Origin of the sequence: Streptomyces sp. NPDC058741, assembly GCF_042746715.1 — a bacterium.
GTDB lineage: Bacteria > Actinomycetota > Actinomycetes > Streptomycetales > Streptomycetaceae > Streptomyces.
Window position 1 is genome coordinate 67,357 of sequence record NZ_JBHYQH010000018.1, and the last position, 16,320, is coordinate 83,676.

The window sequence follows — 16,320 nt, forward strand, 5'->3', positions numbered from 1 at the left end:
AGTGGTTGCATTGCTACAGCAGCCCAGAAGTTGTGGTCCCCCGGGTCTTCGGCTCCATGGTCATCGCCTATGCTGGGGTCTGCTTCGTGGGGCGCAAGAGGCCCGGCGAGGTCATTGAGCCTGTTGTGAGGAGGGTTGGGAAATCATGCACTGCCCCTTCTGCAGGCACCCCGACAGCCGTGTCGTCGACAGCCGTACGACCGACGACGGCACGTCGATCCGAAGGCGCCGCCAGTGCCCTGACTGCTCCCGTCGTTTCACGACCGTGGAGACGTGCTCGCTCATGGTGGTCAAGCGCTCCGGCGTCACCGAGCCCTTCAGTCGCACGAAGATCATCAACGGAGTGCGCAAGGCGTGCCAGGGGCGTCCGGTCACCGAGGACGCACTCGCCCAGCTCGGCCAGCGGGTCGAGGAGGCGGTGCGGGCGACCGGGAGCGCCGAGCTCACCACACACGACGTGGGGCTGGCCATACTCGGCCCCTTGCAGGAGCTCGACCTCGTCGCTTATCTCCGCTTCGCCTCCGTCTACCGGGCCTTCGACTCGCTCGAGGACTTCGAGGCGGCCATCGCGGAGCTCAGGGAAGAGACGGGGCGCCTCGACGCGGACGACGGCGATCGCGGGGGCGAGACCGCGGTGAGCCGCGAAGACGACCGCGGGCCCGGAGGGGCGAGCCAGGTCCCCGAGCCCGCGGGTGCCGCCGACTGACCGGTGGGCCGGTCCCGGAAGGCAGGTCCGGGCCCGGCGGGGCGGCGGCGTGTGAAGAGTGAGGACCTGTTGCGGGTCACGTGAGTGGACATCCGCAACACCAGACAGAACACCGTGCCACGGGAACAAACGGGGCACTTCAGGGCGTTTTCGCCCGTACCAGGGAGGCGGCATGACAGAGACGGCGAGCGGTCCGGCACGGAGTTCCCGCGCCAAGAGCCCCAAGGCGAGCAAGGGCCTGCGTATCGAGCGCATCCACACCACCCCGGGCGTCCACCCTTACGACGAGGTGGCCTGGGAGAGCCGTGACGTCGTCATGACCAACTGGCGCGACGGCTCGGTCAACTTCGAACAGCGCGGCGTCGAATTCCCCGACTCCTGGTCGGTGAACGCGGTCAACATCGTCACCAGCAAGTACTTCCGCGGTGCCGTCGGAACCCCGCAGCGCGAGACCAGCCTCAAGCAACTGATCGACCGCATCGTGACGACCTACCGGAAGGCCGGTGAGGACCACAGGTACTTCGCCTCGCCCGCCGACGCCGAGATCTTCGAGCACGAGCTGGCCTACGCCCTCCTGCATCAGATCTTCAGCTTCAACAGCCCCGTCTGGTTCAACGTCGGCACCCCGCAGCCCCAGCAGGTCTCCGCCTGCTTCATCCTGTCCGTCGACGACTCCATGGAGTCGATCCTCGACTGGTACAAGGAAGAGGGCATGATCTTCAAGGGCGGCTCCGGCGCCGGCCTGAACCTCTCCCGGATCCGCTCCTCCAAGGAACTGCTCTCCTCCGGCGGCAACGCCTCCGGCCCCGTCTCCTTCATGCGCGGCGCCGACGCCTCCGCCGGAACGATCAAGTCCGGTGGCGCCACCCGCCGCGCCGCCAAGATGGTCGTCCTCGACGTGGACCACCCCGACATCGAGGACTTCATCGAGACGAAGGTCAAGGAGGAGGAGAAGATCCGCGTCCTGCGCGACGCGGGGTACGACATGGACCTGGGCGGCGACGACATCGCGTCCGTCCAGTACCAGAACGCCAACAACTCCGTCCGCGTGAACGACGAGTTCATGAACGCGGTCGAGCAGGGCGGCCGGTTCGGGCTGCGCGGCCGGATGGCCGGCGAGGTCATCGAGGAGGTCGAGGCCAAGGCGCTCTTCCGTAAGATCGCCGAAGCCGCTTGGGCCTGCGCCGACCCCGGCATCCAGTACGACGACACGATCAACAACTGGCACACCTGCCCCGAGTCCGGCCGGATCACCGCGTCGAACCCGTGCAGCGAGTACATGCACCTGGACAACACGTCCTGCAACCTGGCCTCGCTGAACCTGATGAAGTTCCTCAAGGACGACGGCAAGGGCAACCAGTCCTTCGAGGCCGAGCGCTTCCAGAAAGTCGTCGAGCTGGTCATCACCGCGATGGACATCTCGATCTGCTTCGCGGACTTCCCGACCCAGAAGATCGGCGAGAACACGCGCGCGTTCCGTCAGCTCGGCATCGGCTACGCCAACCTCGGCGCCCTGCTGATGGCCACCGGCCACGCCTACGACTCCGACGGCGGCCGCGCCCTCGCCGGCGCGATCACCTCCCTGATGACGGGTACGGCGTACCGCCGCTCCGCCGAGCTTGCCGCCGTCGTCGGCCCGTACGACGGCTACGCCCGCAACGCAGACGCCCACAAGCGCGTCATGAAGCAGCACTCGGACGCCAACGACACGGCCGACCGCATGGACGACCTGGACACCCCGGTGTGGGCCGCAGCCAGCGAGGCCTGGGGTGACGTGCTGCGCATGGGCGAGAAGAACGGCTTCCGCAACGCCCAGGCGTCCGTACTCGCCCCGACCGGCACCATCGGCCTCGCGATGTCCTGCGACACCACCGGTGTCGAGCCCGACCTCGCGCTGGTCAAGTTCAAGAAGCTGGTCGGCGGCGGCTCGATGCAGATCGTCAACGGCACGGTTCCGCAGGCCCTGCGCCGTCTGGGCTACCTGGAGGAGCAGATCGAGGCGATCGTCGCCCACATCGCCGAGCACGGCAATGTGATCGACGCCCCGGGCCTCAAGCCCGAGCACTACGAGGTGTTCGACTGCGCCATGGGCGAGCGGGCCATCTCCCCGATGGGCCACGTCCGCATGATGGCCGCGATCCAGCCGTGGATCTCCGGCGCCATCTCCAAGACGGTCAACATGCCGGAGACGGCAACCGTCGAGGAGGTCGAGGAGATCTACTTCGAGGCCTGGAAGCTCGGCGTCAAGGCGCTCGCGATCTACCGCGACAATTGCAAGGTCGGCCAGCCGCTCTCCGCCAAGAAGAAGGAGGAGAAGAAGGCCGAGGAGCCCGCCACCGTCGAGACCAAGGTCGAGAAGGTCGTCGAGTACCGCCCGGTCCGCAAGCGTCTGCCGAAGGGACGTCCCGGCATCACCACGTCCTTCACCGTCGGCGGCGCCGAGGGCTACATGACCGCCAACTCCTACCCGGACGACGGTCTGGGTGAGGTCTTCCTGAAGATGTCCAAGCAGGGCTCGACCCTCGCGGGCATGATGGACGCCTTCTCCATCGCGGTCTCCGTCGGCCTCCAGTACGGCGTGCCCCTGGAGACGTACGTCTCGAAGTTCACGAACATGCGCTTCGAGCCGGCCGGTATGACGGACGACCCGGACGTGCGGATGGCGCAGTCGATCGTCGACTACATCTTCCGCCGCCTGGCGCTGGACTTCCTGCCCTTCGAGACGCGTTCCGCGCTCGGCATCCACTCCGCCGAGGAGCGCCAGCGCCACCTGGAGACCGGCTCGTACGAGCAGGCCATCGGGGATGACGAGGTCGACGTCGAGGGCCTGGCCCAGTCGGCGCCGCGCACCCAGGAGCTCAAGGCCGTCTCCGCGCCGAAGCCCGAAGAGGCGGCCAAGCCCGCCCCGCAGCAGGCGCACACCAGTGCCGAACTGGTCGAGATGCAGCTGGGCATCCAGGCCGACGCCCCGCTCTGCTTCTCCTGCGGCACGAAGATGCAGCGCGCCGGTTCCTGTTACATCTGCGAGGGCTGCGGCTCGACGAGCGGCTGCAGCTGACGCCGAGCGCCTGACCGGATGACGGAGGGGCACCGCCTTCGGGCGGTGCCCCTCTCGTGGTCACGGGCTCCGGCCGGCGGGGCAGCTCCTCACTCACCGTCCGGAGCCTGAGGGCTCACGGCCGCTGCGCGGTGCCCATCGTCCTGGTGAAGTCCACCGGGTCGCCCTCGAATCCGCGCAGGCCGGGGCGGAAGGACCACGGTCCGGAGCCGTCCCGGGCGAACTCCGCGACGGTGGTCGCGGTCGCCGCCAGGACCCCGCCGAAGTCGTCCTCGGCCAGGACGTCGTACCCCTCGCGGATCCGCAGACCGGGGTTGACCACGCTGACGAAGGTGCGTTCGGCCGGGCGCTGCTGGATGACGACACCGACCACCACGCGCGCGTAGCGGGCGTCGAGCCGGTGCAGCTCCAGGGTCATCACCTCGTCGAAGCCGAAGCCCTGTCCGTCCTTGCTGTCCCGGTTCAGATAGATGGTGCCGTCGGGGGATCGGCTGTCGAAGTGCACCACGTACGCCGGGTCGCCGTACGGGTCGTCCGCCGGATAGGTCGCCGCGACGAGATCCAGGTCGGTGGACGGCTGCCCCGCCGAACTGGGATCCCACCGCACCGCGATCTCGACCTTGCGCAGCCCCTTGTTGAGCCCGTCCACCCAAGTCCCCTTCCCCGTCCGTCCCGCCCGTTCGCCCCAACTGCCCGGCGCTCACGACTGTTTGTCCATCCTGCCACGTGTGCGGGTGCGCGCGGGGAGGAGCGGTCCAGCCGACAATGACCGGTGCCACCCCCGCTGGCCTTACCATGGCGCGGTGCTGGTCAAGTGGATTCGCTGCACCGTGGTGGACCGCCGTCGGTTCGAGCGGGGGCAGCGGAAGTGGGCGGGGCTTCTGGGGGAGCCGGGGTTTCGCGGGCAGGGGGGTGGCTGGAGCCGGAGCCGACCGGGCGTGGCGCACATCTTCGCGTTCTGGGAGAGCCGTGCCTTCTACGACTCCTTCATGGCGCGCTCCCACGACCGGCTCGCGTCCGCCCAGTCGGGCACGTTCAAGGACGCCCAGGTCAGGCTCTTCGACTACCGCTTCGACGTGAAGACCGGCTTCGAACCGCGCTTCGCGGACGCGGACCTGCTCCGGGTGGCGCTCTGCCGAGTCCACGAGGAACGGGCCGAGCACTTCGTGCTGATGCAGGAGAAGGTGTGGAACCCGGCGATGGCCGGCTCGCCCGGCATGGTGCGCGGGCTGTTCGGCGAGGCGCCCGGGAACGAGTACCTGGTGCTGTCGATGTGGCGGTCGGCCGCCGAGCACGGCAAATACCGCACCGAGCGGGTGGAACGGCTTGCTCTGCGGGCCCAGACGGAGGCCGATGTGGCTGCTCTCACCGGTGATGTCGTGGACATGGAGACAAGCTGGACCGTGTGATCGCCGTCCGTGCGCGGGTGCGACCGCGAGCCGGACATTTGTGATCCGTAGTGCGGGATCTGTGTGACCTACGCTGTATGCGTACGGTCCGGGTGCTCGACGGGCCCTCACCCGATCTAGGGTTTTGGCATGGCACGACCACGGCGCATCGTCCTTGTCCGGCACGGCGAGTCAACGGGCAATGTTGATGACTCCGTGTACGAGCGTGAACCCGACCACGCCCTGGCGCTCACGGAGCGCGGAAAGCGGCAGGCGGAGGCGGCGGGGGAGAAGCTGCGCGAGCTGTTCGGGAACGAGCGCGTCAGCGTCTACGTCTCCCCGTACCGCCGTACGCACGAGACCCTGCGCCACTTCCACCTCGACCCCGGGCTCATACGGGTACGCGAGGAGCCCCGGCTGCGCGAGCAGGACTGGGGCAACTGGCAGGACCGCGACGAGGTCCGCCTGCAGAAGGCCTACCGGGACGCGTACGGCCACTTCTTCTACCGGTTCGCGCAGGGCGAGTCCGGCGCCGACGTCTACGACCGGGTCGGCGGCTTCCTGGAGAGCCTGTTCCGCAGTTTCGAGGACCCCGACCACCCGCCGAACGTCCTCATCGTGACCCACGGTCTGGCCATGCGGCTGTTCTGCATGCGGTGGTTCCACTGGACGGTGGCGGAGTTCGAGTCGCTGTCCAACCCCGGGAACGGGGAGGTCCGGATGCTCGTTCTCGGAGACGACGGCAAGTACTCACTGGACCGGCCGTTCGACCGCTGGCGAGATCCCGAACAGTACGGGGTCACCGGATAGAGTGGCAGGGCGATGACCGCTGACTTCTCCCCCGACGCCCGCCTGGACCGCGCCCTGGCAGCCCTGCGCGGACTGTCCGTCGGGGACGCCCTGGGCTCTCAGTACTTCGTCCCGGTGAACTACCCTCTGCTCAAGCGCCGCGAGATCCCGAACGGGCCCTGGCAGTGGACCGACGACACGGAGATGGCCGGTTCCGTCGTCGCCGTCCTGGCCGCCCACCACCGCATCGACCAGGATGCCCTCGCCCACTCCTTCGCCGAGCACCACGACTTCGACCGGGGCTACGGCCCCGCCGTCAACCGCCTGCTGCGGCTGGTCCGGGACGGCGGCGACTGGCGCGAACTCGCCGCCGCCCTCTTCAACGGGCAGGGGTCCTGGGGCAACGGGGCAGCGATGCGGATCGCCCCGCTGGGCGCCTGGTACGCGGACGCTCCGGAGCAGGCGACCCACCAGGCGGAGATCTCCGCTTACACCACCCACCAGCACCGTGAGGCCGTAGTCGGCGCCATGGCCGTCGCCGCGGCCGCGGCCTTCGCCGCCGCCCCGGGCGGTCCGCCGGGTGCCGAAGCCCTCCTCGACGGGGTCATCGACCTGGTGCCCAAGAGCGCGGTCGGCGCGGGGCTGCGCCGGGCCCGGGACATGCTCGACTACGGCGACGCGGCCACGGTCGCGGCGGTCCTGGGATGCGGGCGGCGCACGACCGCCCACGACACCGTGCCCTTCGCCCTGTGGTCGGCCGCGCGAAGCCTCGGTGACTACCAGCAGGCGTTCTGGACGACCGCCCAGGTGGGCGGGGACGTCGACACCACCTGCGCCATCGTCGGCGGGGTGATCGCCTCGGGGAAGGCGGGGACACCGCCCGCCGAGTGGGTGGAGCGGACCGAAGCACTCCCGGAGTGGGTGCCCAGGGTGGTATAGGGGACCACGTTCGCCACCGATCGCGAGTCGATCGGAACTCTCCGTGCGCACCGGGGGCTCTGCGTGACCGCCCGTGCGGTCGAGACGTCCGCCGTGCGAGCCGTAAGGCCGTATGCACGGACGGTGCCACGAGCGGAGAGCCAAGGACGCTGGGGGTGGCCGATGCGGACCTTGTACGCCGTTCCGAAGGCCCTGATCCACTGGTGGGGAGCTTTCGCCCGTCGTGAGGGGTGCGTGCGGAAGGCGAGGAGCCGGTCCGGCGGGTGCCGGCGGGTATGTGTCGTGCCCGCCCACGCGCTGCCGGGGCCGATTCAATGCGCCTCCGGGGCAGCCGAGTCCGGGCCCGGCCGAGCCGGAGAGCGCCTCCAGGTCGCTCTTGCGGACCCGGATGACCAGCCAGGCCGTGACCAGGGCGAGGACGGCCATCGCCGCGGCCGGCACGAAGGCCGTGGAGACGCCCTGGGCCAGCACCTCGTGCCCCCACGGCGCGGGCGGTTGCCGCGTGGTGGCGAACTCCGCCTTCTGTTCCGCGGAGCCTTCGGCCATGAACCGTGGAAGCTGTTTCTCCGCCTCCTCCTTGGTCGCGGTGCCGAACACGGTCGTCAGAATGGACAGCCCCAGCGACCCGCCCACCTGCTGCGTGGCGTTGAGCAGTCCGGACGCGGCACCGGCCTCGTGCTGGGCGACGCCGGAGACGGCCGTGAGCGTCAGAGTCACGAAGTGCAGTCCCATGCCGAAGCCGAAGACCGGCATCGGGCCGAGGGCACCGCCGGCGTACGAGCTGTCGGCGCTGATAGTGCCTGCCAGGCCAGTCCGATCATGGCGAGCGCCGAGCCCACGAGCGCGAACGGCTTGGGTCCCAGCACCGGAAGGAACCGCTGCGACAGCCCCGCGCCGAGCGCGATGAGCACCGTCACGGGCAGGAAGGCGAGCCCGGCCTGGATGGGGCTGCAGCCGAGCACGTTCTGCACGAACAGCACGATGCAGGAGAAAACATGCCGAACATCGCCGCGGCCAGACTCAGCATGATCACGTAGGTGCCCGAGCGGTTCCGGTCGGCGAACATCCGCAGCGGGGTGATCGGTTCCTTGGCCCGCGACTCGATGACCGCGAAGGCGACCAGCAGCATCACCGCGGCGCAGAAGGACCCGATGGTGAGGCTGTCCCGCCATCCCTCGTCGGCGGCGCGGATGAAGCCGTAGACGAGGGACGCCGTACCCGCGGTCGAGGCCACCGCGCCCGCGATGTCGAAGCGACCGTTGTGGCGTTGGGACTCGCCGATGTAGAGCGGGGTGAGGACGGCGATCAGCACGCCGATCGGCACGTTCACGAAGAGCACCCAGCGCGGTCCAGCCACTCCGTGAGCATGCCGCCCGCGAGCAGGCCCATGGCGCCACCGCCCGCGGGCACGGCGGCGAAGACGCCGAAGGCCCGGTCAGGGCCCTCGGGGAGCGCGGTGGTGATGAGGGCCAGAGAGGTGGGCGACGCGATCGCGCCTCCCACACCCTGCAGGACTCGCGCGGCCAGCAGCCGCCACGGTTCCTGGGCGAGCCCGCCGAGCAGCGAGGCGAAGGTGAACAGCAGGGTGCCGGTCATGAAGACCCGACGGCGGCCGAGGATGTCCCCGGCGCGGCCGCCGAGGAGCAGCAGACGGCCGAAGGTGCGTGTGTAGGAGCTGACGACCCAGGTGAGGTCGGTCGTGCTGAACCGGAGCGCTTCTTGAATGTGCGGGAGTGCGGTGTTCACAATCGTCGCGTCGAGTACGACCATGAGTTGGCAGGCCGCGATGACCGTGAGCGCGATACCTGGTCGTCCCTCCCGGCGTGCCGCACGCGGCTTGTGATCCTGGAGCAATGGAGAGGTTGTCACAGTGGGTCCCCCACGAGAGCTTTAGTGAACGCTGGCGTTCACTGCTGCGCCCAGGGTGCTGAGCCCCCGACAATGAACGCAATCGTTCACTAAAAGATGGCGTGGCTCCGCACGTCCCCCTGGGGTGCCGACGGACATGCCCCCATCCCCGGAAATCCCGCTTCCTCAGCTCGATGGGGAGTCCGATGGCTACCCCGAGCTGGGCGGACGCCCCCGCTCAGACGGCCCGCCGTCGCGGCGCCGTGCTCGAACGCGCGATCCTTGACGCCGCCCTGGACCAACTCAGCACCGTCGGCTGGAACGGCTCGACGGTGGAAGGCGTCGCCGCCGGCGCCCAGACCGGAAAGGCGGCGGTCTACCGGCGTTGGCCTTCCAAGGGGGACCTGGTCGCCGACGCGCTGCGCGCCGGGCTGCCGCAGTTCGACGTGGTGCCGGACGAAGGCGGAGTCCGTCAGGACCTCTTGGCGCTGTGTCTGGGGGCCCGCGACGCGATGTTCTCCCGCCCTGGTGTCGCCCTTCGCTCGGTCATTCACGAATGTGACACGACGCAGGCGGAGTGCTTCCATGCCGTGATCTTCGAGGGCGTCGTGGAGCCGACGATCAGGATGCTCCGGGAGGTCATCGAGCTTGGGATCAAGCGAGGTGAGGTCCGCGCGGACGCGGCCAACGGATACGTCTTCGATGCCATCCCGGCCATGATGATGTACCGCTCCAGTATGTGCGGCTGCGAATGGAAGGATCAAGAAGTCGAGGAGATGATCGACCAGTTGATGGTCCCGCTGCTGCGCCCGGAGAGCGGCTGACACGGGCTGGTGGGGGAGCGACCTCGTGGAGGCGGGCCAGGGTGTCGCGGGCGGTGGAGGGCGGCGTAATCTAGGGACGCCATGCCGTACGAACCGCCTACTCACACCGTCGAGCGCTCCCTTCGCGCCACGACCGGAGCGAAGATCGTTGCAGGTGTCGACGAGGTGGGGCGCGGTGCGTGGGCCGGTCCCGTCACCGTCTGCGCGGCGATCACCGGACTGCGCCGGCCGCCCGAGGGCCTCACGGACTCGAAGCTGCTCACCGTCAAGCGGCGCACCCAGCTCGCCGAGGAGTTGCGGCAGTGGGTGACGTCGTATGCCCTGGGGCATGCCTCCCCCGAGGAGATAGACGACCTGGGCATGACGGCCGCGCTGCGCCTGGCCGCCGGGCGGGCGCTGGAAGCCCTGCCGGTCCGTCCGGACGCCGTCATCCTCGACGGCAAGCACGACTATCTCGGGGCGCCCTGGCAGGTCCGTACGGTCATCAAGGGTGACCAGTCGTGCGTGGCGGTCGCCGCGGCCTCGGTGATCGCCAAGGTTCAGCGCGACAAAATGATGGCCGAACTGGGTATCGACCATGCAGACTTCGGTTTTGCGGACAACGCCGGGTATCCCTCACCCGTGCACAAGGCCGCACTGGCGGCACGGGGCCCCACCCCCTACCACCGCTTGTCGTGGGCGTATCTTGATGCGCTGCCCCGGTGGCGGCACCTCAAGAAGGTCCGCAGCTTGGCGGGCGCGGGCGTTCCGGAGATCGAGGGTCAGCTGGGCTTCGATTTCTGACCGTTCGTTCGCACTCATGTGCCACCCGCTGACGCGGGCCGTACCAACGTTTGATAGACATCAACCCATGCCTCTCATTCCCGAGGAGCCTCAGATTCACGAGAGTGCCCAGGGTCCCCGCGCCACTCCGGCCACCGGCCGCTCCGCGCCGACCCCTCGTCCCGTACCCGGTCCCCGTTCCGCGGCTTCGTCGCGTCCCGGTCGTCCCGGCCCTCTCCGGCCCGCGTCACCGGTTCAGCGCACGCCGCGTGAGCTGGCCGCCCAGCCCGGTCCTTCGGGCCCCGCCGCCGCTCCGGCTACCCCACAGGTCCAGTTGATCCCGGCTTCCGCCGAAGGCGCGCTCGACGCCGCCGAAGAGGCCGTGGACCTGCTCCTGGACTCCGGTCGTGCCCCTGGCGACGTCCTGGTGATCACCACCGGCGAACAGCACCCGTGGGCCACCCACGAGCTGTCCTTCGGCGAAGCCTCCTACTGGGCGCAGCACGACGCCCGTGACGACGTCTTCTACACGGACGTCACCGTCGCGGCCCGCGCGGCGTCGCGCCCGGTCGTCGTGGTCGCCGTCAACGGCGGTCCCGAGGACGCGGCCGCGAAAGCCTTGCCCCTGGCCCGCTCACGGGCCGACGCCCTGCTGATCGTCTGCGGTGATCCGCAGCGGATCAACTCGGTGCTGGGTGCGGGTGTCTGAGCCGCTGCCGTAGCGCCCACCCGTGCGCTGGGGGATGACTTCAGGTGCCGCGTCGGCGGCTGTGCACAGGGGGCGGTCCGGCGTGGCCGCACAGCGGGACCCCGTGGCGTCAGCCCGGTGGAGGCCGTCTTCGATCCGCGGTGCCGGGGCGTTCGTCGCGGTGCCTGCGCCGACTGTTCCCGGTGGGAGCGTGGCGTGCTGTGCGCTTCGGGGCGGCCCCGGTTCCCGTGTGCGGAACGCGCTGTCCGGTGCCTCAGCGTGCGGCGGCCGCGCGGCGCAGTATCTCGGAGGTGGCGCCACCGGTGCGCGGGGGCGGCGGTGGCGCCTCCGACGTCTCGAACGGCTCCGGCGCCGAGGCCGAGTGGGGGCGGCGTCCGCCGCGGCCCTCGCCCAAGACCTGCCAGCCGTCACGCGTCAGCGTGATGTACGCCCCGCAGCGCAGCCCATGCAGGGTGCACGCGTCGCGCAGCCCCCACATCCAGGCGCCGTCCTCCTCCGTCCAGCGGGCGTCGCCCTCACGGCAGTAGAGCAGGACCGCCGTACGCACCGGTGTGCGGCGCCGCAGGTCGTGCGGGATGACCCGGCGCAGCTGCGCCAGCAGCACATTGCGGAACATCCAGCCGTCGGCCGGGGCCGGGCGGCGGACGAACGAAGCGCTCGCCCGCAACCGTTCGTCCGGGTCGAGCACGGCGATGACGGCGGTGGCCGGCTGCGGATGGTGCCGGGCGTGCAGTCCGCTGACCACCTCGCGGGGGTTGCGCAGCAGTGGGATCCCGGCGGCGGCCCATTCCGCGGGTTCGAGCAAGCGGTTGGCGGAAGCAGTGGACGTCGACGCCGCTGCCGAGGCCGGAGCGAATCCGAAGGTCACGGTCCTCCCTTCGGCTACGCGCCCACACTGCGGGCGGGATGGATTCCTGGGAGCGCACACCGCAGCGAAGCCCTGCCGGAGCGGCTGGCTGTCCGTGCGGGAGCGGATCTCAATTGTTCCTGTCGAACCTGAATGCGGCAACGAGCAATTGAGGCAGCCGACCGTTATCAGATGATGCGCGGCCAATATCCCCACCCGATGTGCCGCCGGAACGCCCCTGGGGCGTTCGAGCCAGACACGTTCATACGCCACGGGGAGGCGCGGCGTCCAGGGGCGTGCGGGACGGGCCGGTGCCTCATGGCCCGAAACAGGCGGCCTGTGGTCAGCCCTGTACCGCCAGCACCAGCGGCAACACCCCCTGCGCACCGCTTCCTCGGAGCAGCCGGGCAGCCACCGCGAGGGTCCAGCCGGTGTCCGTGTAGTCGTCCACGAGGAGCACAGGACCCTGGGCCTCGGCCAGGGCGGACGACAGGACGGGCGGCACTGTCAGCGCGCCGTCGAGCGCCTTCAGCCGCTGGGCGCTGTTGCTGCGGGGGCCGGTGTGCGCGTCGTCCGTGTACTCGACGCTGCCCAGCAGCGGCAGTCGGCCGATCTCGGCGATGCGCGCGCCCAGTGAGTGGATCAGCCGGGGCCGGGTACGGGAGGCCACGGTGACCACGCCGACCGGGCGGGGCGCGGCGTCCGGTGCGCCCGAGGCCCAGCCGCCGGGACCCTTGGCCCAGTCCGCGAGCACGCTCACCACGGCTTTCGCGACATCGTCCGGGACCGGTTCGTCGGGAGCCTGGGGCGCGAGCATGGGGCGCAGGCGGTTGCCCCAGCCGATGTCCGTCAGACGTCCCAAGGCACGCCCGGTCGAGGCCAGTTCACCGGCCGGGATGCGTCCCTTGAGCTCCACTCCGATCGCCGGGAGACCGGTCGGCCACATCCGCCGGGGCTCCACCTCGACACCCGCGCGGCCCAGGTCCACGCGCGCGGCGTCGAGCGCGGCGTCGGAGGTGTCGGCGGTGAAGCGCGGCCCCGCGCAGTTGTCGCAGCGGCCGCATGGCTTGGCCGCCTCGTCGTCCAGCCGGCGCTGCAGGAACTCCATGCGGCAGTCGGCCGTCGAGGCGTACTCGCGCATGGCCTGCTGCTCGGCCTCACGCTGCCGCGCCACCCACGCGTACCGCTCGGCGTCGTACGTCCACGGCTGCCCGGTCGCGATCCAGCCGCCCTTGACCCGCTTGACGGCTCCGTCCACGTCGAGGACCTTCAGCATCGTCTCCAGACGGGAGCGGCGCAGCTCCACCAGGGGTTCCAGAGCAGGCAGCGAGAGGGGCTTCTCCGCGTGCGCCAGGATGTCGAGGGTGCGGCGCACCAGGTCTTCGGAGGGGAAGGCGAGCGATGCGAAGTACTTCCAGATCGCCTCGTCCTCCTTGCCGGGGAGCAGCAGCACCTCGGCGTGCTCCACACCTCGTCCCGCGCGGCCGACCTGCTGGTAGTACGCGATGGGCGAGGAGGGCGAGCCGAGGTGCACCACGAAACCCAGGTCGGGCTTGTCGAAGCCCATCCCGAGGGCGGAGGTGGCGACCAGCGCCTTGACTTTGTTGGCGAGCAGGTCCTCCTCGGCCTGCTGGCGGTCGGCGTTCTCCGTCTTGCCCGTGTACGAGGCGACGACGTGCCCGCGCTGGCGGAGGAAGGCGGTGACCTCCTCGGCACCGGCCACGGTGAGCGTGTAGATGATCCCTGAGCCCGGCAAGTCGTCGAGGTGCTCGGCGAGCCAGGCCATCCGGTGAGCGGCGTCCGGCAGCCGCAGCACGCTCAGACTCAGGCTGTCCCGGTCCAGCGGTCCCCGCAGGACGAGGGCGTCCGAGCCGCCGCCGGTGCCGAGCTGCTCCGCCACGTCGGCCGTCACCCGCGCGTTGGCCGTGGCGGTGGTGGCGAGCACCGGCACGCCGGGTGGCAGATCGGCGAGCATCGTGCGCAGGCGGCGGTAGTCCGGCCGGAAATCGTGGCCCCAGTCCGAGATGCAGTGGGCCTCGTCCACCACGAGGAGCCCGGTGGCGGCCGCCAGGCGGGGCAGCACCTGGTCCCGGAAGTCGGGGTTGTTCAGCCGCTCGGGGCTGACGAGCAGGACGTCGACCTCACCCGCGGCGATCTCGTCCTGGACGGCCTCCCACTCCTCGGTGTTGGAGGAGTTGATGGTCCGGGCGTGGATGCCGGCCCGGGCCGCCGCATCGACCTGATTCCGCATGAGCGCGAGCAGCGGGGACACGATCACGGTCGGACCGCTGCCCCGTGTCCGCAGCAGCGAGGTCGCCACGAAGTACACCGCGGACTTGCCCCAGCCCGTGCGCTGCACGACGAGGGCCCGGCGTCTGTCCGCGACCAGTGCCTCGATCGCCCGCCATTGGTCCTCGCGCAGCCGGGCCCCTCCCGAGTCGTCCCCGACGAGACGGGCGAGGACGACATCGGCCGCCGCCCGGAGATCCGCGTTGCTGATGTGCTCCATGCGCTCCATACAACAGGACGCGACCGACAGCGGGGTCCCGCCTGTGGACAACGGGGCCGCATCCGACGGGTGACGTGTTCCTGATCGAAGTTATCCACAGAGCAAAGCGGAGCTATGAATTCCGCGAGATCGTCTCCGCATGACGAATCGCAGCGAAACGACTGGATCCCCCGAAAACGGCGACATCACCGGGTCCGGGGCACCCCAAGCGCACCAGGGAACGCCCCACGCGCACAAGGACGACGGACGCGAGAAGCAGGAAAGCGACCCGACCGGCATGCATGTTCCCGCCCCCGCAGGCAACGGCTACTGCGGCGAGCACCAGGTGACCCTGCGCACCCCCGCCGAGCTGGCCGACGCCTTGCCGTACCTCCTCGGCTACCGGCCCGAGGACAGCATCGTGCTGGTAGCCCTGCACGACAAGGACGGACGCGGCCGGTTCGGTGGCCGGGCCCGTCTCGGGATCCCCGCGCACGCGGACGACTGGCCCTCCGCGGCCCGGCAACTCGCCCACGGCCTGATCAAGGGCAGCGAGCGCCGAGGATCCCGGCCCGAGTCGATGGTGGCCTTCCTGTGCCAGGAGCCGGAGAAGGGCCAGACCGGCCGCCAGGTCATGGAGCGGTTGAGGCCGCTGGCGCAGAGGCTGCGCGTCGAATGCGGCTCCCAGGACGTGGTCGTCGTCGAGGCCTTGTGCATCTCTGAGGGGCGCTACTGGTCCTACTGCTGTGACAACCGGGCATGCTGCTCAACCGAGGGAGCCCCCATGGGCCTGCCGGGCACATCCGTGCTCGCAGCGGCGGCCACCTACGCCGGTATCCAGGTCCGTGGCACGCTGCGAGAGTTGCGAGCCAGGCTGCAGCCCTGGGAGAGCGCCGCAGCGCTCGAGCAGGAGACCGCCCTGGACGCCGCGAGCATGGAGCTGGTCCCGAGGATCCTCGACGCGGCCGGCCGCGTCGAGGTCGCCGACGAGACGCTCGCACTGGCCGCACGGATCCTCGGCCGCTTGGCCGAGGCGCAGCCCGCTTCCGGCGTCCTCCTGGCCGATCTCCGCGACGACGACCTGATCGGACACGACGAGGCCGCCCGGATCGTCCTCGGCCTCCAGGACCGCGCGACCCGGGATCGTGCGGCCGAGTGGATGGAGGGCGACGAGGCCGGACTCGCCTTGCGCCTCTGGCGGTCACTGGCCCGCCGCTGCGTCGGACCCTACGGCGAGCACGCCGCCGCTCCACTGACACTCGCCGGCTGGGTCGCCTGGTCCACGGGTGACGAACTGGAGGCCCGGGAAGCACTGGCCATGGCCCTGGGCGCGGATCCCGATTACCTCTTCGCGCGGTTGCTGCACCAGGCCTGCAACGAGGGACTCGACCCCGAATCCGTCCGCACGTGCCTGCGGACGGAACAGCAGGAACGGCCCCGCAGGGAGGCCGTCACCCCGGGTGCCCAGGTTGAGCGGGCCGTCACGGGGGCGGAACCGGCCTCGGATCGGGAAGGGAAGGCGCACAGGCCGGTGGCTGGAGCCGACGGCGACGACGCTGCGACCGCGCCGCAGGCTCCCACGGCCTCACCGGCGGCGACATCGTCACGCCGCCGACGCCGGCCCCGGTCCGCCGGTGACCCCGCTGATGCTCTCGGGGCCGCCGACGGCCGAAGCCGCATCACTGACCGCGACCTGAACACCCACACGTCTGCCCGGAGGATGCCGACGGGGCCCGCACGCCCTGCCGGTGCCGCGGACGCCACTACGCGCCCCGGCCGCGGGACAGCGGCGAACGTCTCCAGGGTCGGCGACCCACGCACCGGCGGTCCGCGTGCGCGCACCTCGGCCAAGGCGGCACGGCAGCGCCCCCACACCGGTCAGCAGGGCTTGTGGACCGGCCGTGCCACGGAAGGGGAGGAGTGAGGATTCGTGTGACTCGGGCGCACGACGGGCCGGGCCAC

Annotated in this window: 12 protein-coding genes and 1 pseudogene; 9 read left to right on the plus strand and 4 right to left on the minus strand. The window is 70.4% G+C overall.

Annotation, left to right across the window (positions count from 1 at the left end):
• The first annotated feature begins 145 nt into the window (after nt 1-145).
• Both nrdR and ACFW6P_RS16980 read left to right on the plus strand, forming a co-directional pair.
• The gene (gene nrdR / locus ACFW6P_RS16975; protein WP_386352841.1) at nt 146-706 is read left to right on the plus strand and encodes a transcriptional regulator NrdR; all 561 of its coding nucleotides are present in this window, start codon (nt 146-148) and stop codon (nt 704-706) included.
• Between the two features lie 172 nt (nt 707-878).
• Complete coding sequence (locus ACFW6P_RS16980) at nt 879-3,764, plus strand: vitamin B12-dependent ribonucleotide reductase (protein ID WP_386424037.1); 2,886 nt, start codon at nt 879-881, stop codon at nt 3,762-3,764.
• Between the two features lie 115 nt (nt 3,765-3,879).
• On the opposite strand, the gene ACFW6P_RS16985 is transcribed toward ACFW6P_RS16980, so the two are convergent.
• Nucleotides 3,880-4,413 carry a TerD family protein gene (locus ACFW6P_RS16985; protein ID WP_386352847.1) on the minus strand — a complete coding sequence of 178 codons (534 nt, stop codon included), beginning with the start codon at nt 4,411-4,413 and terminating at the stop codon, nt 3,880-3,882.
• 154 nt (nt 4,414-4,567) lie between these two features.
• On the opposite strand from ACFW6P_RS16985, the gene ACFW6P_RS16990 reads away from it, so the two are divergent.
• The 3 genes from ACFW6P_RS16990 to ACFW6P_RS17000 all read left to right on the plus strand — a co-directional run bounded on the left by ACFW6P_RS16990 (nt 4,568) and on the right by ACFW6P_RS17000 (nt 6,880).
• Complete coding sequence (locus ACFW6P_RS16990; RefSeq protein ID WP_386352850.1) at nt 4,568-5,173, plus strand: YdbC family protein; 606 nt, start codon at nt 4,568-4,570, stop codon at nt 5,171-5,173.
• 129 nt (nt 5,174-5,302) lie between these two features.
• Entirely contained in the window at nt 5,303-5,962 is a 660-nt protein-coding gene (locus tag ACFW6P_RS16995; RefSeq protein WP_386352853.1) for a histidine phosphatase family protein, read from the plus strand.
• A gap of 12 nt (nt 5,963-5,974) precedes the next feature.
• On the plus strand, nt 5,975-6,880 hold the full coding sequence (locus ACFW6P_RS17000; protein ID WP_386352855.1) for an ADP-ribosylglycohydrolase family protein: 906 nt from the start codon (nt 5,975-5,977) through the stop codon (nt 6,878-6,880).
• A 330-nt stretch (nt 6,881-7,210) separates the two neighbouring features.
• On the opposite strand, the pseudogene ACFW6P_RS17005 reads toward ACFW6P_RS17000, so the two are convergent.
• Nucleotides 7,211-8,749: pseudogene (locus ACFW6P_RS17005) on the minus strand (MFS transporter); the annotation flags it as partial.
• 185 nt (nt 8,750-8,934) lie between these two features.
• On the opposite strand from ACFW6P_RS17005, the gene ACFW6P_RS17010 reads away from it, so the two are divergent.
• The 3 genes from ACFW6P_RS17010 (at nt 8,935) to ACFW6P_RS17020 (ending at nt 11,023) form a co-directional block, all read left to right on the plus strand.
• Entirely contained in the window at nt 8,935-9,552 is a 618-nt protein-coding gene (locus ACFW6P_RS17010) for a TetR/AcrR family transcriptional regulator (RefSeq protein ID WP_386352858.1), read from the plus strand.
• A gap of 81 nt (nt 9,553-9,633) precedes the next feature.
• Complete coding sequence (locus tag ACFW6P_RS17015; protein ID WP_386352861.1) at nt 9,634-10,335, plus strand: ribonuclease HII; 702 nt, start codon at nt 9,634-9,636, stop codon at nt 10,333-10,335.
• Nucleotides 10,336-10,402: 67 nt separating this feature from the next.
• On the plus strand, nt 10,403-11,023 hold the full coding sequence (locus ACFW6P_RS17020) for a hypothetical protein (RefSeq protein ID WP_386352864.1): 621 nt from the start codon (nt 10,403-10,405) through the stop codon (nt 11,021-11,023).
• Nucleotides 11,024-11,276: 253 nt separating this feature from the next.
• Here the strand turns inward: ACFW6P_RS17020 and ACFW6P_RS17025 are convergent, their stop codons facing one another.
• Both ACFW6P_RS17025 and ACFW6P_RS17030 read right to left on the minus strand, forming a co-directional pair.
• Nucleotides 11,277-11,891 carry a hypothetical protein gene (locus ACFW6P_RS17025; RefSeq protein ID WP_386352866.1) on the minus strand — a complete coding sequence of 205 codons (615 nt, stop codon included), beginning with the start codon at nt 11,889-11,891 and terminating at the stop codon, nt 11,277-11,279.
• Between the two features lie 322 nt (nt 11,892-12,213).
• Nucleotides 12,214-14,379, minus strand: coding sequence for a RecQ family ATP-dependent DNA helicase (locus tag ACFW6P_RS17030; protein WP_386352868.1), 2,166 nt, complete (start codon nt 14,377-14,379; stop codon nt 12,214-12,216).
• 139 nt (nt 14,380-14,518) lie between these two features.
• Here ACFW6P_RS17030 and ACFW6P_RS17035 point away from each other — a divergent pair, with 139 nt between their 5' ends.
• A complete protein-coding gene (locus ACFW6P_RS17035) occupies nt 14,519-16,282 on the plus strand; it encodes a DUF4192 domain-containing protein (protein ID WP_386352871.1) in 1,764 nt (587 codons plus the stop codon).
• Nucleotides 16,283-16,320 lie beyond the last annotated feature (38 nt).